Raw genomic sequence first — 22,470 nt, forward strand, 5'->3', positions numbered from 1 at the left:
CCAAGTTCACGCCGAGCGGCGTTCATTTCGTTCTGTAGCCGAGCGTAATCAGGCGACCGCACGCTGGTGGCATGAATCACGCAAGTCACCCCCAGGAGGGGGACCTTGAGACCGGCTACCGCATGGGCTTCACCGTGGGTGAGCACTCCGCGCGTCACATGCGGCGCATCCTGCGCACCTTCCTCATGCGGTGGGGGCTGGCCGAGCTGACCGACGCGGCCGAGCTGGCGCTGACAGAGCTCGTCGCCAACGTCGTACGGCATGTGCCGGGGCGCCGCTGCACGGTGCTGATCCTGCGGCGGCCCGAGGGGCTGCGGGTCGAGGTCACGGACGGCCTGGACCGACCGCCGCTGCCGGTCGAGGCGGGGGACGCGCTCGACGAGGGCGGGCGCGGGCTGGTGCTGGTCGAGGCGGTGACGGAACGGTGGGGCACGGTGCCGCTGGCCGCCGGGAAGACGGTGTGGTTCGAGTGCGACGCCAAGCCGCCGAGCGGGGCCGCGCCTTCGAGGTGACCGTCACCCCGTCCGGCGGCCGTCGACCCCAGCTGCCGGACGGGGCGTACCGCCATGAGCCCCACTAGCAGGTGACGCCCATGCAAATGGAGTTCAGCAGCGTCAGGATCCCGGCGCATCCACACGTCCAGAACGGTGTCCCGTCGGTCTCGACGGGCTCCGTCTCGGGAAGTGCGTGGAGCCGCGCCAGCAGTTCGAGGTCCTGGTTGTCCATGGGTTTCTCCTTTTCTCAGACCGGCGGCTGGACCGTCCAGTGCCGGGGCGAGGGGTGACTCAGGCGGAGGAGGAAGGCCAGGATTCCGGCGGACCCGTCGCTCCAGCTGGTGGAGACGTCCCCGTACTCGTTGGGGAAGACCACATGGCCGTTTCGGTGGGCCCGTTCGGCGAGGATGAGGCGGGCCGGCTCGTCCGCCATGGCCCGGTAGGCGGGGTCGCCGGTGGCCGCCGCCATGTCGAGGAGGAAGTCGCCGTTGCCCGCCAGTCCGTGGCATTGGTTGAGCGGGGCGCGGGAGACGTGTTCCGCCACCGCGTGCGCGGCGCGGCGGGCGGGCTCGCCGTACCGGTCGTCGCCGGTGGCCTGCCACAGCCGGACGAGGAAGGTGCCGATGCCCGAGGCTCCGTGGCACCAGTACGGGGCCGTGGGCGCCTCCCCGTACTGGGCGGGCCAGCGGGTCGCCGCGCCGACGCGTACGGCGTGGGCCAGCAGGTCCTCGCCGGCCTCAACGGCGAGCTCCAGGTGCCCCGGGTCGCGGGAGACGGCCGAGGCGGCGAGGAGGAAGCAGCCGATGCCGGCCGTGCCGTGGGCGAAGCCGAGGTAGCGCTTCCCGGCCGCCCGGGAGGCGGCCTCGGCGGGGACCGCCCAGCTCACGCCGGGCTTGTCGCGGCGTACGGCGGCGGTCAGGCGGTCGGCGGCGTCGACGGCCAGTTCGGCGAAGCGCGGATCGCCGGTGCGGTGCCAGAGGTGGAGGGCGGCGAGGCCGCTGCCCGCCGTGCCGTGGGTGATGTCGTGGCTGGGCGTGGACCGCTGCGGCGCCAGGGCCAGGGCCACCGCGTGGTCGGTGAGCCGGCGGTCGTCGAGGGCGCGTCCGGCGTCGTACAGGGCCCAGGCGGTTCCGCGCCCGCCGAAGTGCAGGCCGGGGCGGGGGGAGCCGGTGTCGGCGCGGACGGCGATCCAGTGGCCCGCCGTGGCGAGCACCTGGGGCAGGCGGGGGTCGCCGGTGAGCTCGAAGTACCGCGTGAGGACGGCGAGGACGCCGGCGGCACCCTGCTGCACGGTGCAGGGGTCGCTCTCCCCGGCCGTGGTGGACACCGGCCAGAGCCGTCGGTCGTCCGTGGGGGTCATGGAGGCGATGAGGTGGTCGACGATCCCGGCCACCGCGTCCTCGGCGGCGTCGTCGTCCTCCGGCTCAGGGCGGGCGCCGTCGCCCACCGCGTACGCCGGGATCGGCGTCCCGAGGGCCGCGCGGGCCCGGGGCAGGTCCCAGCGTGCGGCGGGGTCGTCCCGCATCAGTCCGAGGATCGCCTCGGCCAGCGCGTCCGGCAGGCGCAACGGTCCGGCGCAGGCGTCCAGCCAGGCGGCGAGGCGCTGTTCGGCGGGCCGGGTGACGGGCTCGTCGTCCAGCAGGTGCGGCACCTTCCCGGCCAGGGCGAAGAGGGCGGTGGCACCGAGGCTGTAGAGGTCGGCCGTTGGGGAGACCGGTGCGTCGGCCAGGCGCTCGGGGGCGCTGAAGCCCGGGGTCCCGAGGTGGGTCGGCAGGGGCGACTCGTCCTCCAGTGCGGCCAGTTCCAGGTCGATGAGGCGCAGTTCGCCGTCCGGGCGGACCATGACGTTGCCGGGTGAGAGGTCCCGCAGGACGCAGCCGTGGGCGTGGGCCGCCGCGACGACGTCGACCAGTCGGGCGACCAGGGCGCGGGCGTCGGCGTGGTAGCGCTCGGCGCCGACATCGCGGAAGTGTTCGGCGGCCCAGGTGCGCAGGCTGACGCCCGGGATCCGCTCCTCGGCCAGGAAGAGGTGGCCGGCGTGCGTGAAGAGCGCCAGCGGTTCCGGTGCCAGGCCCAGGCCCTTGAGCCGCTCCAGGGCGCGGGCCTCGGCGCGCAGCCAGTCGCGGACGTCGCGGCCGGAGGTGTCGGCCTCGACGTGGGGGCGGGCCTCCTTGATCACCACGGCGGCGCCGGTGCGGACGTCGGTGCCCCGGTAGACGCCGCCCTTGTTGGTGTGCCGGATCGCCTCGCGCACGGCGAAGCGGCCGCCGAGCAGCACGGGGTCGCTCGGCGCCGTGCCCTCGCCGGGCGGCGGGGCGGGCGCCGTGGCGGACGCCGGGGCGGGGAAGGGGCAGACCGCCCAGGGGGGCGGGGTGTAGCGGCCCGTGCGCTTGTCCTCCACGGGGTTGCCGTCGGGGTCCTCGATGACCCACACCAGCAGGCCGTCGTCCGACAGCCGCCGCCTGCCGGTGAAGGCGCCGTAGCGGTAGTGCACCAGGCTGTGCGGGGCGTACGGCTGGTCGGACAGGATGCGGGGGCCGGGCAGCCCCGCGGTGGCCCGGTGCAGCTCTTCGGCGAGCCGGATGGCGTCGGCGTCGGAGCGAGGGTAGACGGTGAGGAACTTGCCCGCGCTTCCCCGGGGCGTGGCGCGGGAGTTGAGCGCGCCCACCTGGTCGAGCGACCGGGCGAACTTGAACGCCGACCCGTCGCGCAGCAGGACGTCCAGGGCCTTTTCGAGGACCGCCGGGGCGGAGGCGACCGTGGCCGACAGGTGCAGCTTCCAGCCCTGCGCGCGGGACGTCCCGGACCCGGGGACGACGTGGCACCACGTCTCGTCCGTGGCGGCGGTCCAGCGCTCGGCGGTGCCCGTGGCGCGCAGCGCGCGGTGGAGGAGGGCCTCCAGCTCGGTTTCGGGTGGAGCGTCCGTCGCGGCCTTGGTGGCGGTTTCCATGGTGTGACTCGTCATCCGTGTCCCTCCCAACGGTGAGAACCGCTGGTAGGGGGCGTGCCCGATGACATAGGCATACCAACGCCACCCCGGCCGGGATCACCCCATCCGGTAAGCGCGCACCGCTGCTCTCCCGCCCGGGGGCACGCTCCGGCGCAGAGGGAGGCGCCCGACCGGGCGGCGGGGGGCCGCGCCTACGATGTGACCGCTCAGTAGGCACACGCCCGCCCAGCACACCCGTCCGCACCAGTCCCCACCAGTCCGCACCAGTCCAGGAGGAAGCCGTGGCCGCTACGCCCAAGCCGGAGACGCTCGCCGCGTTCGAGGCGGCCAAGGGCTTCATGCCCGTACGGGAAGGGCTGGCGCTGTACGCGGCGGCGGCCGAGGCGGCGGGGCTGGGGCTGCCGCTGCTGGAGGTCGGCACGTACTGCGGGCGCTCGACGATCCTGCTGGCGGACGCGGCGCGGGCGGCGGGCACGGTGGTCGTCACGGTCGACCACCACCGGGGCAGCGAGGAGCAGCAGCCGGGGTGGGAGTACCACGACCCGACGGTGGTGGACCCCGAGGTCGGGCTGATGGACACGCTGCCGACGTTCCGCCGCACGCTGCACAAGGCGGGCCTCGAGGAGTACGTGGTCGCCGTCGTGGGGCGGTCGCCGCAGGTGGCGAAGGTGTGGGCGGGCGAGGTGGGGCTGGTCTTCATCGACGGCGGCCACACCGACGAGCACGCGACCGCCGACTACGAGGGCTGGGCGCCGCGCGTGGCGCCCGGCGGGCTGCTGGTCATCCACGACGTGTTCCCGGACCCGGCGGACGGCGGGCAGGCCCCGTACCGGATCTATCTTCGGGCGCTGGAGTCCGGCGCGTTCACGGAGGTCTCGGTGACGGACTCGCTGCGCGTGCTGCGCCGCACGGCCGCGTGACCCGGTGACGCCGTGACCCCGTACTCGCTCGCCTTCTACGTGGACGTCGTCACCACCGGCACCGTGCTGGGCGTGCGGCCCTCGGACTCCCCCGAGCGGGTCGCGGAGGTCCTCGGGACGGACTTCGCGGAGAACCGCTTCGGCGCGTGCAGCATGTTCCGCGACCACGGCCTGGCCGAGTTCTACTGGGACCGGGCGTCGGCCGACGAGCCGTGGTCGGGGCACCACGTCACCCTCCAGGTGCACCGCCTGGCCCACGGCGGGAGCCGGCTGGTGAACGGGGCCGTACGGGCGCGGTACGGGCGGTTCACGCCGAGGCTGCGGTTCGCGAAGCTGCGGCGCCTGCTGGAGCGGCGCGGCGTCCCGCTGGTGGAGGTGCCGGAGGTCCCGGCGAACACGCCCTACTACCGGCGGTTCCGGCAGCCGGGCTCGGGGGTGGAAGTGTCGGTCATCGGCACGTACGGGGAGTACAACACGCCGGACGCGCTGCGGGTGGGCGACGTGTACAGCATCCAGGCCACGGCGGGCTCAGTCCCTCCCCAGCCCGCCGCGTCGTCCCCTCCCCTGCCCGCCACACCTCGGTCCTCCAGGACGTGACCGGCTGGATGCGCCGTGCCCCGCGCTGGGTGATGGCGCTGACCCTGGCCGTCGCCGCCGGTCTGCTGTTCGTCGGCGCCGTCTCCCACGGCGTCGACCTCCTCCGGCACGGCGTGCACCCGTACGACTGGGCGCCGGGCTGGCTCAACCTCTACTGGTCCTCGCTCGCCCTCTTCGACCTGCTCGCGGCCGCGCTCCTGATCGGCGGCAAGCGCCGGGGCGTGGACCTCGCCTGCGCCATCATGGCGACCGACACCGCCGCCAACTGGTACGCGTGCTACGGCATCCTGCACAGCGACTTGGCCGCACAGCCGGGGCTGCAGCGTCTCACCCTCTTCGCCGCCCTCGTCCTCGGCACCGCGCCGTTCCTCCGACGACGCCTGCCGTACGCCGCCGTCCGCACCCCCTAGCATCGGTGCGTGCACGACGACCACAGCCCCTCCCCCGCCGGCCGCGCCGCCGGCCGCCGCCGTACCGCGGTCCTCGCTGCCGCCGGGGCCCTGATCGCCGCGACGGCCGGCTGCGGGGCGGACGGAGCCGACGCGAAGGCGCCTCGGCCGGGAGCGACGCCCTCGCCGACGGCCTCCGCCTCCGCGCCGACGGCGGCCGCTCCCCTCGCGGGGAAGGTCGTCGTCATCGACCCCGGGCACAACCCCGGGAACTTCTCCCACCCCAAGGAGATCGCCGCGCAGGTGGACATCGGGACGAACCGCAAGGAATGCGACACCACCGGCACCGCCACCGCCTCCGGCTACACCGAAGCGGCCTTCACCCTGGATGTTTCACACCGTCTCCGCACTCTCCTCGAACAGCAGGGCGCCACGGTGCGCCTCACCCACGACGCCGACCGCCCCTTCGGCCCCTGCATCGACGAACGCGCCCGCGTCGGCAACGACGCGAAGGCCGACGCCGTCGTCTCCGTCCACGCGGACGGCTCCGCCGTCGGCAACCGCGGCTTCCACGTCATCCTTCCCGCCCTGGTCAAGGGCGGTACGGCGGACACGGCACGCATCGTCGGCCCCTCCCGCGCCCTCGGCGAGCGCGTCGCCGCGCGCTTCGCGGCGGCCACCGGCAGCGCGCCCGCCAACTACGTGGGCGGCGGCGACGGTTTGGACGTACGGAAAGATCTCGGTGGACTGAACCTGTCGACCGTGCCCAAAGTGTTCGTCGAATGCGGCAACATGCGGGACCCGAAGGACGCCGCATTGCTGACGGATGCCGCGTGGCGGCAGAAAGCGGCCCGGGGGATCGCGGACGGGATCGGCACCTACCTACGGGACTAGGCCGGGCGGACGATAGATTCATCCGTACGATGGGGCCGCCCCCGTGTGCTTCGCGCCACCCCCGCATCCCGACGACACAACCGACGAAGGACTTCTACACGTGAACATCCGCTCCCTCACTCGAGGCGATGGCGTGGTGATCGGAGCAGCGGTGGTGCTGTTCATCGCCTCGTTCCTCGGCCTGACCCCCGGCGTCGACTGCCCCCAGGGGATCGACTGCTCCAAGTTCGACAGCCCGAACGCCTGGGACAGCCTGGGCCTCCTGATGAGCATGTTCCTCTCCGGCGTCATCGCCGCCGCGCTCATCGTCGTCGGTCGTGCCATGCCGGGCCGCAAGGTCGCGGGCATCGACCTGGGCCAGTTCGGTGTCGCCTTCGCCGTCTTCTCGCTGTGGACGGCCTTCTGGACCATCATCGACATGACGGCCGACGCCGGTGCGGGCATGATCCTCGGCCTGCTGTCCACCATCGTGCTCGCCGCCGCCGCCGTCGCCGCGCCGCTCGTCCCCGCCCTCAAGGCCCCGCTCCTGGGCGCCCCGCGCCCCCAGCAGCCGCAGCCGTACGGCGGTCAGCCGGGCCAGCCGCAGGCCGGTTACGGCTACCCGGGCGCGCAGCAGCCGCCGTACGGTGGCCAGCCGGGCCAGCCGCAGGGCGGCTACGGCTACCCCGCCCCCCAGCAGCCGGGCCAGCCCCAGCCGGCGCAGGGCCAGCAGCCGCAGCAGCCGCAGCAGCCGCAGGCCGAGCAGCACACTCCGGCGCCCGCTCCGGCGGCCGCGACCGCGGCCCCCTCGGACTTCTCCCCGTTCTGGTTCGCGGTCCCGGTCGCGCGCCCGCTGTACGCGGAGGACGGCTCCCCCACGCCGATCGCCGAACTGGCGCCCGGCACCTGGTACCTGGCGGTGGAGCAGCGCGGCCAGGGCCTGGTGGCCCAGACGCAGGACGGCCGGCGCGGCGTGCTCCAGGACACGACCGGCATCCAGCGCGGCTGAGCCGCCCGGTCCGTACGTGAAGAACGGCCCTCGCCCTTGCGGCGGGGGCCGTTCACGTTTGGGCGCGGGGCCGAGCGGCAACCCGTACCGCATGTCTCCCCGTCATCGGAACGGAAGCGCGCAGGCGGCGACCGCCATAGCGGTCCTCGCGGACGTCCTGGCCGCCATCATCGCCCTGTGGATCCTGATGTACCTGCTGGAGGCCAACCGGGCCAACGACCTGGTGCAGTTCGTCCAGGGCGCGGCCCGCTGGCTCGCCGGCTGGTCCCACGACCTCTTCACCTTCGACGCGGCCTGGCTGCGCGTCGTCGCGGGGTACGGCCTCGCGGCGATCGTGTACGTCTTCGCCGGGCACCTGCTGGCGGACCGGCTGCGCCGGTACTAGGCGCTACCCGCGGGCCGGGCGAACCGGCGGCCAAGGCGCAGTTCTGTCGCCGCAAGCCGCGGATCGCTTCCCTCTTCGCTGGTGGAAAGGCTGAGAGGGAACCGTTTCATGCTCCCCACACGTCACATGGCATGCTGAAACGATTCTTTGTCGTCAGCATCTGACAGTGCGTGGAACGGGGGCTTTGCGCTGTGGGTTACACGATTCCTGAGGGCGTCGACACGATGCTCGACATCGTGGGCGTCGGCTGGCCGAACGTCGACGAGGACGCCTACCGCGACATGGCCACCGCGCTGCGGGAGTTCGCAGACGACGCCGACGACGACGGCCACGCAGCCCACCAGCACATCCAGCGACTGCTCTCCACCGGACAGAGCGAGTCACTGACCGCCCTCGACAAACACTGGTCCAAGGTCCAGGGCAAGCACGCCGATCTGGCGAAAGCCGCCCGGATCGTCGCCGACGCCCTGGACCGGGTGGCCGACATCATCGTCGCCCGCAAGATCGCCGCCGTCGGCGAACTCGCCGACCTGTGCGCCACGGTGGGCATCACCCTCGCCTTCGCCCCCGTCACCGCCGGCCTGTCCACCCTGCTCGCCGGCGCGAAGATCGCCGCCACCCGCATCGCCTTCAAGAAGATCCTCAAGGAGATGGCCGAGGCAGCCGTCGCCGAGATCGTCGCGGTGCTCACCCAGCCCGCCGTCGCCGCGATCGAGAACGTCGTCGCGGACCTGGCCATCCAGACCGCGCTCAACGTCACCGGCGTCCAGGACGGCTACAACACCGGCCAGACCGTCCAGGCCGGCAAGGACGGCCTCCAGATCAACTCCGCCGGCCCCGGGGGCGGCCCGGGCGGCGGCCCGGTCATCGACCACGACGCCCACGGCAAAGCCGGCGGCAATCTCACCGACGTACAGATCGCCATGCAGGGCAAGACACGCGGCAAGCTCGGCACCGCCAAGTCCCACCACGGCCGCGCCAAGGGCAAGGACTCCCTCACCGCCGTCCTGGACACCACCATCGAGGGCGTGACCGAGAAGCTCGGCAAAGCCCTCGACGACCTCGGCGACCACATCGGCAAGAAACTCCCCGACGCCATCAGGGGCGGCTCCAAGACCCACCGGGACACCGACCAAGGCGTCCACGACGACGCCAAGCGCGTCAAGTCACCGACCGGCAAGGACGACGGCGGGCTGGACGGACAGCGGGGGAAGTCCGGGCCGGCGGGGCGGCGGGGAAACGATCAGAAGCCGCCACGGCTGAACGCCGATTCGCTCGGGAAGGCGAAGAACAACCCCCGGCTGTCCGGCGCGTCGCAGAACAGCAAGCCGTGGTGCAACGACCCCGTGGACGCGGCGTCCGGGGAGATGTATCTGCCGCAGACGGACCTGGCCCTGCCATCGGTGCTGCCCCTGGAGCTTTCCCGCACCCATCTGTCGGGGTACCGCTGCGGTCACTGGTTCGGTCGTTCCTGGGCGTCCACGCTGGATGAACGACTGCAGCTGGAGGGTGACGGCTCGGCGCTGTGGGCCCGTGAGGACGGCACCGTACTGCTGTACGGACGGCTGCCGCAGGCGGTCGGGGACGAGGTGTGGCCGCAGGAGGGCCCGCGCCTGCCACTGGTGCGCCTGGAGGCCGAGGGCGGCGGGCCGCCCGCCTTCGCCGTCCGCGACCCACGCACCCGGGTGCTGCGTCGCTTCACGGCGGCCGAGCCGCCCACGAGCGTGTTCGATCCGGTGGTCGTGTGCTGGCTCGAGGAGATCGGCGACCGCAACGGCAACGCGATCGAGATCGTCAGGGACCGCGACGGCGTACCGACCGCTGTGGTGCACTCCGGAGGCTACGAGGTCCGGATCGACACAGCCCCACTGCTCGGGGACGACGGCCCTCGGCGGGTCACGGGCATGACCCTGGTCACCGCGGACGGCCCGGTGCGCGTACTCGCCTTCGGCTACGACCTGGCCGGCAACGTGGACGCGGTCACCAACTCCACAGGTGTGCCCCTGCGCTTCGCCTATGACGAGGACGCGCGCATCGTCTCCTGGACCGACCGCAACAACTCCACCTTCCGCTACGTCTACGACGATCGGGGCCGGGTGGTGGAGACCGTCGGCCCCCAGGGTTACATGTCGGGGCGGTTCGCCTACGACACCGAACGGCGGGTGACGCGCTACACCGACTCCACCGGCGCGACCACCGTCTTCCACCTCAACGAACTGTCACAGGTGGTGGCCCTGACCGACCCGGCGGGCCAGACCGTCCAACAGACCTGGGACCGGTTCGACCACCTGCTCTCCCGCACCGACGCCCTCGGTGCGATCACCCGGTTCCGGTACGACGACGCGGGCAACCTCGTTGCCGTCGAACTGCCCGACGGCAGCCGTTCGACGGCGGAGTACAACGACCTCAACCTGCCGGTCCGTGTCACCGGGCCCGACGGGGCCCAGTGGGTGCAGGAGTGGGACGAGCGGGGCAATCGCACCCGGGTGACCGAGCCCGACGGTGCAACGACCCTCTTCACCTACGACGCCCACGGCGCCGTCGCGTCGGTCACCGACCCGCTGGGAGCGGTGCAGACCCTGGTGAACAACGCGGCCGGGCTCGTGGTCTCGACGACGGACCCGCTCGGTGCCCGGCACCACATCGCGTACGACTCCTTCGGCCGCACCGCCTCCATCAGTGACCCCATGGGCGGGACAACGCACCTCACCTGGACGGTCGAAGGGCAGCTGAAGTCCCGGGTGGAACCGGACGGCACCGGCGAGGAATGGACGTACGACGACGAAGGTAACTGCCTGACCCACACCGACGCCCTCGGCCAGGTCACCCGGTTCACCTACACCGATTTCGACCTCCTGACATCCCGCATATCCGCGGACGGGGCGCGGCACACGTTCACCTACGACACCGAACTCCGCCTCACCCGTGTCACCGACCCGCAGGGCCGTACCTGGGACTACGTCTACGACGCCTGCGGCGCTGTGGTCTCCGAGTCCGACTTCGACGGCCGTACCGTGCATTACCGCTACGACGCCGAGGGCCGCCTCGTGGGCCGCACCAACTCCATGGGCCAGACGATCGAGTACGGCTACGACCGGATCGGCAACCAGACTCGGAAGACCGTGGACGGCACCACCACCCTCTTCGAGCACGACGAGGCCGGTCGCCTCACGCGGGCCGTGAGCCCCACGGTCACCCTCACCTACGCGTACGACCGGGCGGGCCGGATCACCGGTGAAACCGTGGACGGACGCACCCTCACGAGCCGGTACGACGACGCGGGCCGCCCAGTGCTGCGCGTTACCCCGGCCGGCGTCACCAGCGCCTACCGCTACGACGCCGCGGGAAACCGCACCGCCATAGAGGCGTCAGGGCGGACACTGTCCTTCACCTACGACGCCACCGGCCGGGAAACGGCCCGTCACCTCGCGCCGGGCACCGTACTCACCCACTCCTGGGACATGTCCGGCCGGCTGACCGGCCAGTCGCTGGGCGCCGTCCTGAGCCGCTCGTACACCTACCGGGCCGACGGCCTGTTGACCGCCGTATCAGGACCGAACACCGACCGTCGCACGTTCGACCTCGACCCCGTCGGCCGCGTCACCGGAATCCACGCCGCCCAGTGGAACGAGTCGTACGCCTACGACGACGCGGGCAGGCAGACGCATGCCGAGTGGCCCGACGGGCAGCCGCTGTCCGAAGCGCGGGGCGAGCGGGAGTACACCGGAACCCTCCTCCGCCGCGCGGGATCGGTCCACTACGAGTACGACGCCGCGGGCCGCGTGGTCCTGCGCCGCAAGACCAGGCTGTCACGCAAGCCGGACGTCTGGCGCTACTCCTGGGACGCCGAGGACCACCTGACGGAAGTCATCACTCCGGACGGCACCCGGTGGCGCTACCTGTACGACCCCCTCGGGCGCCGCGTCGCCAAACAGCGCCTCGCCCCGGACGAGCGGACCGTCGCCGAGGAGACCCGTTTCGTCTGGGACGGCGGGCACCTCGTGGAGCAGACCACGCACACCGTCGGCACCTCGGAGGACATCACCCTCACGTGGGACCGCGACGGCGCGCACCCCGTGAGTCAGACCGAAAGCAAGTCCCGCGTCGACGACACCGAAGACCCGCTCGACCAGCGCTTCTACTCCATCGTCACCGATCTCATCGGCACGCCGACGGAACTCGTGGACCCATCGGGCGAGATCGCCTGCCGGATGCGCAGCACCCTGTGGGGCGTCACGACATGGAACCGCGACGCCTCGGCGTACACCCCGCTGCGCTTCCCCGGCCAGTACTTCGACGTCGAGACGCAGCTGCACTACAACGTCTTCCGTCACTACGACCCCGCAACGGGCCTCTACACCAGTCCGGACCCCCTGGGCCTGGACGCGGGACCCGACCCGCACCGCTACGTCCTCAACCCCCTGCACGCGTTCGACTACTTCGGACTGCAACAGCTGACGTGCAAGGAAAACGCGAAGTTGCTGCGTGAGAACATGACGCGCGAGGGCCGGGCACCGTCCGCAGGACAGGCGGCGGCGCACCTCGTGCCCTCCGGAGGGTCGCGTCGTCAGTGGGCTCCGGGAGCGAGGAGCCGTGCGCTGCTGGAGAAGTACCACGTGAACATCAACGACGCGGCGAACGGAGTGGGGCTGACTCATCCGAAACCTCACAACTACACTCACCGCGGGGCGTTTCTCACGCGGCTCGATCAGCACCTGCAGTCATTGGTCAGGGATATGCAGGCGGAAGGTCGGGGCACGAGAGCGATTCGCAGCGCTCTGCGTAGCGAGTTGCGCGCCATCGGCAAAGAGGTCGTGGAGGAGCTCAAGAGTGGCAAACCGGGACAAGGTGCTGTATGGACGGCGTGACCATGGCTGACACATCACAAAACCCTCGGCGGGTGTACCGGCTGCTGCCCGCCTTGGGGGAGTTCCGCATTCTCTTTCTCGACGAAGCTCTGACGAAGATTCTGCCCTGGCAGCGCAGCGGCCGCCCCGAGGACCTTCCGGAAGAGTTCACAGGAGAGTGGAACGGAGACCCGGCCCTGCGGGTGACCGAATTCCCCTCGGCCGCCAGGGACGCCCCCGTGCTCGGCCGCCGCATCGCGGATGCCCTGCACGAGGAGCTCGTGTCGGCAGGCAGGCTTGTACCACTGCGCACCGATGACCCCGACAGCGGAGAATTCTTCCTCTACGCGGTCGAGGCCGTCGTGGACTGCCTGGACACGCGGCGGTCCTCCAAGCCGAAGAAGTCGACCGGGCAGATCAAGCAAGCCGTCTTCCGGCCGGAAGCCCTGCGCTACGACGTGCCCGCCTTCCGCGTCCCGGAATGGTCCAGAGCCGTCTACTGGAACGGGTGGGCCGTCGACCGGCTGCGCGAGCTCCTCGGTGACGACCTCGAAGCCCGTCTGGTGTGGTCGGAGGACCCCGGCCTCACTCCACACCCCGACCCCATGGGCTTCTAGGGTGCGGCTGTGACCCCGCACGTCGAGCGCCTCGCCGAGGTCATCCCGCCGCCCGCCGCGTCGGAGCCGAAGAACTGGCCGGAGGTGGAGGCCACCCTGGGCAGCAAGCTGCCCAGGGACTACAAGGACTTGGTGGATGCCTTCGGCGGTGGCGTCTTCGACGACGCTGTCTGGCTGCTCGAGCCCCACTGCGCCCATCCGTCGTACGACCTGCTCAAGGAGAACGCGGGCGGCCGCCGTGGGGCGCTGGAGCGCAGTGGCTCCAAGCCCCCAGAGCTGGACGAAGAAGGCAGCGACGTCATCACCTGGGCCCTGACGGAGGACGGCGCGACCCTCCACTGGCTCGTCCGCCCCGGTCAGGAACCGGACGACTGGACCGTCATGGTCAACGAAGGCCGCGGCCCGGACTGGGAACGCTTCCCCATGTCCTGCACGGCGTTCCTGGAGGGAATCCTGGTCACCGGGGAGACCGAGTCGGACATCCTCTACGACCTCCCCGCCGACGGTCACGGCTTCCGTCCGAGCTCGGACTTCCTGTAGGCACCCTCAAGGACGACACGCATGAACATCGAACTTCTGCCGCGCGTCGGCGCGGGGCCCTTCCGGCTCGGCCTGTCGGTCGAAGAGGCGCGGCAGACGGCACGGGAACTCGGCCACCTCACGCACCGCACGGAGGGAAACGCCGAGCCGGGACAGATCGTCCTCACGCACGAGGAATCCGGGTTCGATCTCGTGCTCGGATTCACCCGAGGGCTCCTGAGCCAGGTGGAACTGTGGCGGTTCCGCAACGAGGACGCCGACGTGCGCGTCACGCTGGAGGCCATCGACGTCTTCCGCACACCGCACGAGGAGCTGCAACAGCGCCTCGTGGACCGGGGATACGCGGTGGAGGAGAACGACCTCGGCTTCGACGCCGTGCCCGACCTCGACATCATCTTCGCGAACGAAAGCAGCTACGAATACCCCACCGACGAGGAGGGCGACCCCCTCTATTACGACTACGTCCTGGTCTCGGACGAGACTCGCGCCCGATGACCGCCTACGTTCACCCTCGCGGGGTGTACCGACTGCTGCCCGCCCTCGGCGAGTTCCGGACGCTGCTCTTCGACACCGGCCTGGGTACGGTCATGCGCTGGCAGCGCACCGGCGATCCGGCGCACTTCCCTTCGGAACTCCGTGGGAAATGGATCGGAGACCCGGCCTTGCGGGTGACCGACTTCCCTTCGGATTACCCGGGTGCCCCGGTGCTGAGCCGACGCATCACAGACGCCCTGCACGGCGATCTGACGGCAGCTGGAAGGTTCGTGCCCGTCCGTACCGACGACCCGGAGGCCGGAGAATTTCTTCTCTACGCCGTCGAAGCCGTCGTGGACTGCCTGGACACGCGACGGTCTTCGAAGGCGAAGAAGACGACCGGAGACATCAAGAAGGCCGTCTTCCGGCCGGATGCCGTCGCCTATGGCCTCCCCGCCTTCCGCATCCCGGAAGCACCCAAGGTCGTCTACTGGAACGGCTGGGCGGTCGACCGGCTGCGCGAGCTCCTCGGCGACGACCTCGAAGCCCGCCTGGTGTGGTCAGAGGACCCCGGCCTCACGCCGCACCCGGACCCCATGGGCTTCTAGGGCGGCGAGACGCACATGGACGACACGCCCCTTGCCGCCACGCTCATCGCCGAAGAGGAGTTCCCCGGGATCGACCTCCACGCCCATGACGCCTGGCTGGTGCGCGACGGCGCGATCTGGCTCGTGGCGGAGGCCGACGGCGAGATCGTCGTGGGGCATGTCGACGAGGACCCGGCCCGCGTCTTCGCCGAGCGGCGCCGCTGGCCGGTTCCCCGCGCGGGGCGGGGCCATGGGTTCGCTTCCCCGCTCCCGGACGGCGGGCTCGCGGTGAGCGGCGGAGACGCCGTCACGGTGTACGAGGCGAGCGGACAGGTGCGCTGGTCGTACGAGCACCAGCCCTGGGCGGATCAGCGCACCGCCTCCGCCGCCTGCACCGCCGACGCGTCGGGGCACCGGCTCGTCGCCACCATGGCCGGCCCCATGGAGGCCGGCGAGCCCTATGGCGGTGACCTGTGTGTGGCCCTGGACCTGTCCGACGGCCGGCGACTGAGGGAGACCGTACTGCCGTCGGCCTCGGCGGGCTACGTCTTCCAGCAGTCCCTCACCGATCCGGGACACCTCTTGCTGAACGCGGCGCAAGGGGACACGTTCTTCTCGCTCGTGGTCACCTCCACACAGGACGTTCTGCGCGCGGAGCCGCTGGGCCTGGACGACGAACTGTTCGCCGGAGTCGGCATGGACGGGGCCGTTCTGAAGCTCGACGTGGGCGGGGCCTGGCTCAGTCGGTACGAGCCGGGCCGGGCCGACGTCAGTGTCGATGCCGAGGATGTCCTTCCCGAGGACCTGGTCTTCGCCGGTCACCGTCCCGGCTTCCTCGACGAGGACCGGGTCCTGGTGGCCGTCGCCGAAGAACCGGATTCCGCCGTGACCCGGCACATGATCCTGGACGGCCGCACCCTGCGCCCGGTCGCCGCACTGGATTACCCCGGCACGGACTGCTTCGACCCGCTGGCGCTGGGCGACGGCACGTGGCTCACCGTGGAGGGCGACACCGTCCGGCGCTGGCGTACCGGTGTCCGCTGAACTACCCGCAGCAGTCCGGTTCCAGGCCGCGCGGCAGGCGTTCGCCGCCGAAGACCGCGGTGGTCGCCTCGTCGCCGCCCAGGGCCGCGACCGCGAGCAGCAGGGAGCCCGCCGTCCAGGTGGTGAGCTCCTCCGGCCAGACCGCGCGTTCGCCCTCGAAGACGTACCCCGTCCAGTACATGCCGCCCTCGGCGCGCAGGTGGCCGATGGACTGGAGGATCTCCAGGGCCCGGTCGGACTCGCCCATCGCCCAGAGCGCGAGGGCCAGTTCGCAGCTCTCGCCGCCCGTGACCCAGGGGTTCGGCACGACGCAGCGCACGCCGAGGCCCGGGACCACGAAGGCGTCCCAGCCGCTTTCGATGCGCTCCTTGGCCGCCGGGCCCGTGACGGCGCCGCCGAGCACGGGGTAGTACCAGTCCATCGAGTAGCGGCTCTTGTCGAGGAACCGCTCCGGGTGGCTGCGGATGGCGTGGCCCAGCGCGCCCGCCGCGAGCTCCCAGTCGGGTTGCGGCTCCTCGCGCTCCTCGGCGATGGCCAGGGCGCAGCGCAGCGCGTGGTGGATGGAGGAGGAGCCGGTCAGCAGCGCGTCGGTGACGGGGGTGCCGTCCGCCTCGCGCTTCCAGCCGATCTGGCCGCCGGGCTGCTGAAGGCGCAGCACGAACTCGACCGCCGCGTAGACGGTCGGCCACATGCGGTCGAGGAAGGTGTCGTCGCCGGTGGCGAGGTAGTGGTGCCAGACGCCGACGGCGACGTACGCGACGAAGTTGGACTCGCGGCCGGCGTCGGTGACGCGGGTGTGGTCGCCGTCGTGGTAGGCGGCGTACCAGGAGCCGTCGTCGTTCTGGTGGCGGGCGAGCCATTCGTAGGCGCGGGCGGCGGCGGCGTGTTCGCCGGCCGCGTCCAGGGCCATGGCCGCCTCGGTGTGGTCCCAGGGGTCGAGGTGGTGGCCGCGGAACCACGGGATGGCGCCGTCCTCGCGCTGGCCGGCGAGGATGCCGGCGACGGTCTCGGCGGCCTGCTCGGCGGTGAGGACGCCGGGCAGGACGAGGTGCTCGGTCCTCTCGGGGCTCGTCACGCGGTCTCGGCCTCGGCCTTCGGCAGGTGGGGCTTGGTCGCGTACGCCACGAAGCTCTTGCCCAGGACGGGGTTGAGCGCCCGCTCGGCGAGGCGGGTGGCCAGCGGCTTCTTCATGATGTCCCAGACCAGCAGCTTGTGGTACGCGCGGACGGGCAGCGCCTTGTCGTTGTCGACGCCGAACGCGCACTTCAGCCACCAGTACGGCGAGTGCAGCGCGTGGGCGTGGTGGGTGCCGTACGGCCTGAGCCCGGCCTCCCGGATCTTGGCGAGCAGCTCGTCGGCCTTGTAGATGCGGATGTGGCCGCCCTCGACCTCGTGGTACGCGTCCGAGAGCGCCCAGCAGACCTTCTCGGGGCCGTAGCGGGGGACGGTGACGGCGATGCGGCCGCCGGGCTTCAGCACGCGGACCATCTCGGCGAGCACGCCCTTGTCGTCGGGGATGTGCTCCATCACCTCGGAGATGATCACGACGTCGAAGGACTCGTCGGGGAAGGGCAGGTTGAGGGCGTCGCCCTCCATGGCGGTGGCGGTGGCCCCGGCGGGCGCCTCCCCGGCCTCCTTCATGGCCGCGAACCACTTGGCGACCTCGCGGATCTCGTCACCGTTCTGGTCGAGGGCGACCACCCGCGCCCCGCGCCGGTAGCACTCGAACGCATGCCGCCCCGCCCCGCAGCCCAGGTCGAGCACACGGTCGCCGGGGGCGAGCGGGAAGCGGGTGAAGTCGACGGTCAGCACGGGGACGGCCTGCTTTCACGGAGGAGGGGGAGCGTGCGGAGGAGGAGGGGGCGAGGCGTACGGGGGCGGGTCACCGGCGGGCTCCGCGCGCCGCGATCGCCTCGCGGTACAGCTCGGCCGTGCCCTGGGCCGCGCGGGCCCAGGTGAACCTGTCCAGCACCCGGGCGCGGCCCGCCGTGCCGAGCCGGGTGCGCAGTGCGGTGTCGTTGAGGAGCCGGCCGAGGGCGGCGGCGAGCGCGCCCGCGTCGCCGGGCGGCACGGCCAGGCAGGTCTCGCCGTCGGGGCCCGCGACCTCGGGGATGGCCCCGCCGGTGGTGGCGACCAGCGGGGTGCCGGTGGCCATGGCCTCGGCGGCGGGCAGCGAGAAGCCCTCGTACAGGGAGGGCACGCACGCCACCTGGGCGCCCCGGTAGAGATCGACGAGCTCGGCGTCGGTGACGCCCTTGACGAAGCGCACCGCGCCGTCGAGGCCGTACCGCTCGATGGCCCGCGCGACGGGGCCGTCCTCGGCGCGCTTGCCGACGACGACGAGGTGGGCGTCGGGCTGCTCGGTGCGCAGCTTGGCGAGCGCCTCCACGAGGTGGACCAGGCCCTTGAGGGGGACGTCCGCGCTGGAGGTGGTGACGATGCGGCCCGGGACCTCGGGGACGGACGGGTCCGGCGACCACAGGTCGGTGTCGGCGCCGATGTGCACGACCCGGATGCGGTCCTCGCGCACGCCGAGGTGCTCGACGATCTCGTCCCGCGAGGAGCCGGAGACCGTGAGGACGGAGGGGAGGCGGCGGGCGACGCGCTTCTGCATGCGCGTGAAGGCGTACCAACGGCGTACGGAGGCGCGGCGCTTCCAGTCCTGCGCGGCGTCCAGCTCCAGCTGCCGGTCCACCGTGATGGGGTGGTGGACGGTGGTGACGAGGGGCGCGCCGAGGTCGCCGAGGAGGCCGTAGCCGAGGGTCTGGTTGTCGTGGACGACGTCGAAGTCGCCGCGGCGGGCGGCGAGGTGCCGGCGGGCGCGCAGCGAGAAGGTGAGCGGCTCGGGGAAGCCGCCGGTCCACATGGTGGCGACTTCGAGGGCGTCGATCCAGTCGCGGTACTCGTCGCGCCGGGGCGTGCGGAAGGGGTCGGGCTGCCGGTACAGGTCGAGGCTCGGCAGCTCGGTGAGGCGCAGCCCCGTCAGGTCGTCGCCCTCGTCGAGGACGGGGTAGGGCTGGGAGCCGATCACCTCGACGGTGTGCCCGAGGCGGGCGAGCTCGCGCGACAGGTGCCGTACGTAGACGCCCTGGCCGCCGCAGAAGGGGTTTCCCTTGTACGTGAGGAGGGCGATGCGCAGCGGGCGGCCGTCGCCGCCGGTGACACCGCCGCGGGGGCCTGCCTCTATGGCCTCAGCGGTCACTCGCGGCCCCCTTCTTGCCTGCATTTCGCCGGAGCGTAACCGGTCGCGCTAATCTAGAACAAGTTTCAGACTTGACGGTTCAAGGAGCTTTGAATCTACCCGCAGGTAGCGCCGCTGTGAGGGCCGGAACAGGTGATTCACACCACGGCACCCGCCCCCCTGTCGCGTACCACCACACCCGTACCGAACGGAACACATGACAGCGGAAGACAGACCGGCGTCGCCGCCGTCGGCCGAGCGCCGGGCGCCGCTGACCGAGCGCCAGGAGGCGCGCCGCCGCCGCATCCTAGACGCCAGTAGGCAGCTGGCGAGCCGGGGCGGCTTCGACGCCGTTCAGATGCGCGAGGTCGCCGAGGCCGCCGGGGTCGCGCTGGGCACGCTGTACCGCTACTTCCCGTCCAAGATCCACCTGTTGGTCGCCACCATGCAGGACCAGCTGGAGCACCTGCACGCGACCCTGCGCAAGCGCCCGCCGGCCGGCGAGACCCCGTCCGCACGGGTCGCCGAGACCCTGATGCGCGCCTTCCGCGCCCTGCAGCGCGAACCGCAGCTCGCGGACGCGATGGTGCGCGCGCTGACGTTCGCGGACCGCGGCGTGAACCGCGAGGTGGACACGGTCTCGCGGCAGACGACCGCGATCATCCTGGACGCGACGGGCCTGGAGCGCCCGACCCCGGAGCAGCTCTCGGCGGTGCGGGTCATCGCGCACACCTGGCACTCGGCGCTGATCACCTGGCTGGCGGGGCGGGCGTCGATCGCGCAGGTGAGGCTGGACATCGAGACGGCGTGCCGCCTGATCGACGTGACCTCACCCGACGCGGCCTAGGCGGTGTCCGGCCTTACTGCTTGCCCGACTCCCCCGTCCCGCAGGTAGCTCGCCCGGCCGTCGTCGTCCACGTCGAAGGGGCCCTCCGGGATGACGCAGAACTCGTTCCCCTCGGGGTCGGCCATGACGAGGAAGCCGCCGGCCGCGTACGCGTCGAGCCGCCGGCCGCCCAGCGCCTCGATGCGCTCCCGCTCGGCGGCGGGGTCCGGCGAGGAGACGTCGAAGTGGATGCGGTTCTTGCCCGCCGTGGGCCGGTCGACACGCTGGAAGCCCATTCCGGGGCCGTCGCCCCGGTCGAGCCAGACGTACGGTCCGGTCCTGGCGACGATCGGCCGGCCCAGGAGCCGGGACCAGAAGGTGGCGAGTCGCTCGGGGTCGCGGCAGTCGACGACGATGTCCTTGATCTTCGGGCGCGTGTCCGTCATCCCCCGATGCTCGCAGACGGGCACCCCGGTACAGTGGGCCCGTCGTCATCACGCCCGTACGGGGGGAAGCCGGTGCGAATCCGGCGCTGACCCGCAACCGTGAACCGCCGCCCAGGTGGTGAGCCGGATCGCCCCGTACGCGTACATGTTCGGCTCGTGTCACCGGGAGCGACCCGCCCCGGTGGCCGGCACCGTCGAGGAATGCGGAGCCGGAGCCTGGTGCCCTTCCGTGTGCGCCGGTCCCCGCCCCGCCCGTCCCGGACAAGACCGCGCAGGAGAGGCCACCCAGCCATGACCACCGTTCGCCGCCGCGGCACCGCCGCAGCGCTCGCCGCCACCGCCGTGCTGTGCGGGGGCGGCGCCGGGACCCTCGCCGTCGCCCCCGCCGCGCAGGCGGCGCCGTCGCCGTCGCCGTCCGCCGCCGCTCTGCCCGCCGGGCTGTACGGCACGAAGGACCCGACCTACGACGGTGTCTGGCGGCAGTCCTTCGCCTTCCTGGCGCAGCAGACGAGCGGCGTCGACCCGGCCGACCAGGCCGTGGACTGGCTGCTCCGGCAGCAGTGCGACGACGGCGCCTTCGCCGCGTACCGCCCCGACCCCGGCAAGCCCTGCGACGCCGCGACCGTGCTGGACACCAACGCCACCGCCGCCGCCGTCCAGGCGCTCGCCGGGCTCGACAAGCCGGAGGCGGCGGACGGCGGGACGGACCCGGTCACCAAGGCCCTGCGGGCGGGCGTCCACTGGCTCAAGGGCGTACAGAACAAGGACGGCGGCTGGAGCTACAACCCGGGCGGGGCCAGCGACGCCAACTCCACCTCGATCGTCATCGGCGCCCTCGCCGCGGCGGGCGAGAAGCCCGGCACCGTGAAGTCGGCGGACGGCAGGAGCCCCTACGACGCGCTCGTCGGCTTCGCCATCCCGTGCTCGGCGAAGGACGCGGGCGCGGGCGCCTTCGCGTACCAGCCCGACGCGAACGGCAAGCTCGTCGCCAACGCCGACGCCACCGCCGCCGCCGTGCTCGCCGGGCTCGGTAAGCAGGCCCGTACGCGCGGCGCCGAGCCCGGCCAGCCGCCGACCTGCGAGGCCGCCGCCAAGCCGACCGCCGAGCGGGTCGCCCGCAACGGCGCCGCCTACCTCGCCACCGCCCTGGCGAAGACCGGACACCTGGACCTGCCGCCGATGCCGGGCGCCGAGACCACCGCCCCCGCGCCCGACTTCGGCAACACCGCGGACGCGGTCGTCGCCCTCGGCGCCGCCGGGCACGGCGACAAGGCCGCCGGCGCGGTGGCGTGGCTGAAGAAGAACGGCCCCGCCTGGGCCGCCCAGAACGGTCCCGCCGCCTGGGCCCAGCTGATACTCGCCGCGCACACGGTCGGCGCCGACACCCGCGACTTCGGCGGCGTCGACCTCGTCCAGCGGCTCAACGCCACCGGCCCCAAGCCGGAGTCGACCGACGAGACGCGGGCCAAGCAGGAGCACGAGAACAAGGAGTCGGGCGAGAACACCGGCTTCGGCGTCTGGCTCGTCGTCGGCGTCTTCCTCTTCGCCGGTATGGGCATCGGCTTCCTGATCAGCGGCCGCAACAAGAACCGGCAGCCGTGATGCGGGTCCTCGGCCGCCTCGGAGCCGTCCTCGGTTCCGCCCTCGCGCTCGTGCTGCTCGGCCTCGCCGCCGCTCCCGCCCACGCGGCCGACTACCGCTACTGGTCGTTCTGGCGGACCGGCCCCGGCGGCGGCTGGGCGTTCGCGACCGAGGGCCCGGCCACGGCCCGGCCCGTCGACGGCGAGGTGAACGGCTTCCGCTTCGCGGTGAGCAGCAACTCCTCGACGGCGGCGACACCGCGCCACCCGGCCGACTTCGTCACCGTCTGCGCGGGAACGCCCCGCAAGGAGGGCACCAAGCGGGTCGCCGTCGTCGTCGACTTCGGCACGCCGGCGGACGCCCCGGAGGGGACTCTTCCGCCGTCCCCGGACCAGCGGGCGGCGTGCGCGCAGGTCCCCGAGGACGCGACGAGCGCGGAGGCGCTGGCGGCGGTCGCCAAGCCGCTGCGGTACAGCGGCGACGGGCTGCTGTGCGCGATCTCCGGGTACCCGAGGACGGGCTGCGGCGAGCAGGTCGAGCCGGACCAGGCGGGGCGGGACACGCTGACCGTGACCGCCCGCCCGAAGGCGGAGGAAGAGGAAACGGGGGACGGCGGGCCGTCCCTCGGGCTGGTCGCCGGGGCCGCCGCCGTGCTGGCGCTGGGCGCCGCCGCCGTCGTACAGGCCCGCCGCCGGCGCCGGTGAGGCGTC

The 22,470-nt window shown here is 72.4% G+C and carries 22 protein-coding genes; 16 read left to right on the plus strand and 6 right to left on the minus strand.

From position 1 onward, the window contains the following. Positions 1-71: 71 nt before the first annotated feature. On the plus strand, positions 72-512 hold the full coding sequence (locus ACZ42X_RS27995; protein ID WP_468295561.1) for an ATP-binding protein: 441 nt from the start codon (positions 72-74) through the stop codon (positions 510-512). A gap of 64 nt (positions 513-576) precedes the next feature. On the opposite strand, the gene ACZ42X_RS28000 is transcribed toward ACZ42X_RS27995, so the two are convergent. Next, positions 577-726: a VenA family class IV lanthipeptide gene (locus ACZ42X_RS28000; RefSeq protein ID WP_468295564.1), complete on the minus strand. Its 150-nt coding sequence runs from the start codon at positions 724-726 to the stop codon at positions 577-579. Between the two features lie 15 nt (positions 727-741). Beyond that, entirely contained in the window at positions 742-3,459 is a 2,718-nt protein-coding gene (gene lanL / locus ACZ42X_RS28005) for a class IV lanthionine synthetase LanL (RefSeq protein ID WP_468295566.1), read from the minus strand. Between the two features lie 323 nt (positions 3,460-3,782). On the opposite strand from lanL, the gene ACZ42X_RS28010 reads away from it, so the two are divergent. From ACZ42X_RS28010 to ACZ42X_RS28065, 12 genes are all read left to right on the plus strand, one after another. Further along, positions 3,783-4,364 carry a class I SAM-dependent methyltransferase gene (locus tag ACZ42X_RS28010; protein WP_468295946.1) on the plus strand — a complete coding sequence of 194 codons (582 nt, stop codon included), beginning with the start codon at positions 3,783-3,785 and terminating at the stop codon, positions 4,362-4,364. A 12-nt stretch (positions 4,365-4,376) separates the two neighbouring features. Further along, positions 4,377-4,961, plus strand: coding sequence for a hypothetical protein (locus tag ACZ42X_RS28015; RefSeq protein WP_468295569.1), 585 nt, complete (start codon positions 4,377-4,379; stop codon positions 4,959-4,961). Then, entirely contained in the window at positions 4,958-5,371 is a 414-nt protein-coding gene (locus ACZ42X_RS28020; protein WP_468295572.1) for a hypothetical protein, read from the plus strand. The genes ACZ42X_RS28015 and ACZ42X_RS28020 overlap by 4 nt, the downstream gene beginning before the upstream one ends. Positions 5,372-5,380: 9 nt before the next feature. Further along, on the plus strand, positions 5,381-6,244 hold the full coding sequence (locus ACZ42X_RS28025) for an N-acetylmuramoyl-L-alanine amidase (protein ID WP_468295575.1): 864 nt from the start codon (positions 5,381-5,383) through the stop codon (positions 6,242-6,244). Positions 6,245-6,344: 100 nt separating this feature from the next. Further along, a complete protein-coding gene (locus tag ACZ42X_RS28030) occupies positions 6,345-7,232 on the plus strand; it encodes a hypothetical protein (protein ID WP_468295578.1) in 888 nt (295 codons plus the stop codon). A gap of 91 nt (positions 7,233-7,323) precedes the next feature. Next, positions 7,324-7,617, plus strand: a complete 294-nt coding sequence (locus ACZ42X_RS28035) for a hypothetical protein (protein ID WP_361414149.1) — start codon at positions 7,324-7,326, stop codon at positions 7,615-7,617. A gap of 191 nt (positions 7,618-7,808) precedes the next feature. Further along, positions 7,809-12,485, plus strand: coding sequence for a DUF6531 domain-containing protein (locus tag ACZ42X_RS28040; RefSeq protein WP_468295581.1), 4,677 nt, complete (start codon positions 7,809-7,811; stop codon positions 12,483-12,485). Further along, complete coding sequence (locus ACZ42X_RS28045) at positions 12,473-13,081, plus strand: hypothetical protein (protein ID WP_468295584.1); 609 nt, start codon at positions 12,473-12,475, stop codon at positions 13,079-13,081. Before ACZ42X_RS28040 ends, ACZ42X_RS28045 begins: the two co-directional genes overlap by 13 nt. Before the next feature lie 9 nt (positions 13,082-13,090). Further along, positions 13,091-13,621: an SMI1/KNR4 family protein gene (locus tag ACZ42X_RS28050; protein ID WP_468295587.1), complete on the plus strand. Its 531-nt coding sequence runs from the start codon at positions 13,091-13,093 to the stop codon at positions 13,619-13,621. A 21-nt stretch (positions 13,622-13,642) separates the two neighbouring features. Then, complete coding sequence (locus tag ACZ42X_RS28055) at positions 13,643-14,116, plus strand: hypothetical protein (protein ID WP_468295590.1); 474 nt, start codon at positions 13,643-13,645, stop codon at positions 14,114-14,116. A 23-nt stretch (positions 14,117-14,139) separates the two neighbouring features. Then, positions 14,140-14,703, plus strand: coding sequence for a hypothetical protein (locus ACZ42X_RS28060; protein ID WP_468295592.1), 564 nt, complete (start codon positions 14,140-14,142; stop codon positions 14,701-14,703). Between the two features lie 15 nt (positions 14,704-14,718). After that, complete coding sequence (locus tag ACZ42X_RS28065) at positions 14,719-15,726, plus strand: hypothetical protein (protein ID WP_468295595.1); 1,008 nt, start codon at positions 14,719-14,721, stop codon at positions 15,724-15,726. A 1-nt stretch (position 15,727) separates the two neighbouring features. On the opposite strand, the gene ACZ42X_RS28070 is transcribed toward ACZ42X_RS28065, so the two are convergent. The 3 genes from ACZ42X_RS28070 to ACZ42X_RS28080 all read right to left on the minus strand — a co-directional run bounded on the left by ACZ42X_RS28070 (position 15,728) and on the right by ACZ42X_RS28080 (position 18,928). Continuing rightward, positions 15,728-16,801, minus strand: coding sequence for a prenyltransferase/squalene oxidase repeat-containing protein (locus tag ACZ42X_RS28070; protein ID WP_468295596.1), 1,074 nt, complete (start codon positions 16,799-16,801; stop codon positions 15,728-15,730). After that, positions 16,798-17,538 carry a class I SAM-dependent methyltransferase gene (locus ACZ42X_RS28075; protein ID WP_361414127.1) on the minus strand — a complete coding sequence of 247 codons (741 nt, stop codon included), beginning with the start codon at positions 17,536-17,538 and terminating at the stop codon, positions 16,798-16,800. The genes ACZ42X_RS28070 and ACZ42X_RS28075 overlap by 4 nt, the downstream gene beginning before the upstream one ends. Before the next feature lie 70 nt (positions 17,539-17,608). After that, a complete protein-coding gene (locus tag ACZ42X_RS28080; RefSeq protein WP_468295599.1) occupies positions 17,609-18,928 on the minus strand; it encodes a glycosyltransferase family 4 protein in 1,320 nt (439 codons plus the stop codon). A 196-nt stretch (positions 18,929-19,124) separates the two neighbouring features. Between ACZ42X_RS28080 and ACZ42X_RS28085 the strand changes: the two genes are divergently transcribed. Beyond that, positions 19,125-19,754: a TetR family transcriptional regulator gene (locus tag ACZ42X_RS28085; RefSeq protein WP_468295601.1), complete on the plus strand. Its 630-nt coding sequence runs from the start codon at positions 19,125-19,127 to the stop codon at positions 19,752-19,754. Here the strand turns inward: ACZ42X_RS28085 and ACZ42X_RS28090 are convergent. Beyond that, the gene (locus ACZ42X_RS28090; RefSeq protein WP_468295603.1) at positions 19,751-20,179 is read right to left on the minus strand and encodes a VOC family protein; all 429 of its coding nucleotides are present in this window, start codon (positions 20,177-20,179) and stop codon (positions 19,751-19,753) included. The two genes, ACZ42X_RS28085 and ACZ42X_RS28090, sit on opposite strands and share 4 nt — an antisense overlap. A 291-nt stretch (positions 20,180-20,470) precedes the next feature. Here ACZ42X_RS28090 and ACZ42X_RS28095 point away from each other — a divergent pair, with 291 nt between their 5' ends. Both ACZ42X_RS28095 and ACZ42X_RS28100 read left to right on the plus strand, forming a co-directional pair. Continuing rightward, complete coding sequence (locus ACZ42X_RS28095) at positions 20,471-21,781, plus strand: prenyltransferase/squalene oxidase repeat-containing protein (protein WP_468295605.1); 1,311 nt, start codon at positions 20,471-20,473, stop codon at positions 21,779-21,781. Continuing rightward, positions 21,781-22,464: an SCO2322 family protein gene (locus ACZ42X_RS28100; RefSeq protein WP_468295948.1), complete on the plus strand. Its 684-nt coding sequence runs from the start codon at positions 21,781-21,783 to the stop codon at positions 22,462-22,464. The genes ACZ42X_RS28095 and ACZ42X_RS28100 overlap by 1 nt, the downstream gene beginning before the upstream one ends. Positions 22,465-22,470 lie beyond the last annotated feature (6 nt).

The sequence above is a fragment of the Streptomyces sp. NPDC030862 genome (genome assembly GCF_055571835.1).